The organism is Stenotrophomonas sp. INTA L402-1, assembly GCF_059295135.1.
Genome location: NZ_JCAFWP010000147.1, coordinates 1 through 647 on the forward strand (window position 1 = coordinate 1; position 647 = coordinate 647).

2 protein-coding genes are annotated in these 647 nt (G+C 55.2%); both read left to right on the forward strand.

All coding sequences use genetic code 11. The annotated features are described in order from the left end of the window. Positions 1-239, forward strand: a 239-nt coding sequence (gene nrdH / locus AC5O77_RS22000; protein ID WP_269404412.1) for a glutaredoxin-like protein NrdH, incomplete at its 5' end; no start/stop codon positions are given. Beyond that, entirely contained in the window at positions 236-646 is a 411-nt protein-coding gene (gene nrdI / locus AC5O77_RS22005; protein WP_089583003.1) for a class Ib ribonucleoside-diphosphate reductase assembly flavoprotein NrdI, read from the forward strand. The genes nrdH and nrdI, both read left to right, overlap by 4 nt. Position 647: the final 1 nt, after the last annotated feature.

Genomic DNA, 647 nt, shown 5'->3' on the forward strand with positions numbered 1-647 from the left:
TTACTATTTACACTCGTAACGATTGCGTTCAGTGCCACGCCACCAAACGGGCGATGGAAAACCGGGGCTTTGACTTTGAAATGATTAATGTCGATCGCGTTCCTGAAGCGGCAGAAGCGCTGCGTGCTCAGGGCTTTCGTCAGTTGCCGGTTGTGATTGCAGGCGATCTTAGCTGGTCTGGTTTCCGCCCGGACATGATCAATCGTCTGCATCCAGCGCCACACGCTGCCAGTGCATGAGCCAGCTCGTCTACTTTTCCAGCAGCTCCGAAAATACGCAGCGTTTTATCGAACGTTTAAGGCTGCCCGCGGTGCGCATCCCGCTCAATGAGCGGGAACGGATTCAGGTAGACGAGCCTTACATCCTGATCGTGCCCTCTTACGGCGGCGGCGGTACGGCTGGCGCGGTGCCACGACAGGTAATTCGCTTTTTAAACGACGAGCACAACCGGGCGTTGCTTCGCGGCGTTATTGCTTCTGGTAATCGCAACTTTGGTGAGGCGTATGGCCGCGCCGGAGATGTGATTGCCCGGAAATGCGGCGTGCCGTGGCTGTACCGTTTTGAACTCATGGGTACGCAAAGCGATATCGAAAACGTTCGTAAAGGAGTAACCGAATTTTGGCAACGACAACCGCAGAATGCCTGAC

Bases quoted from the DNA above. Each gene is read 5' to 3' on its own strand.
- nrdI (WP_089583003.1), top strand. From the start codon at position 236: ATGAGCCAGCTCGTCTACTTTTCCAGCAGCTCCGAAAATACGCAGCGT.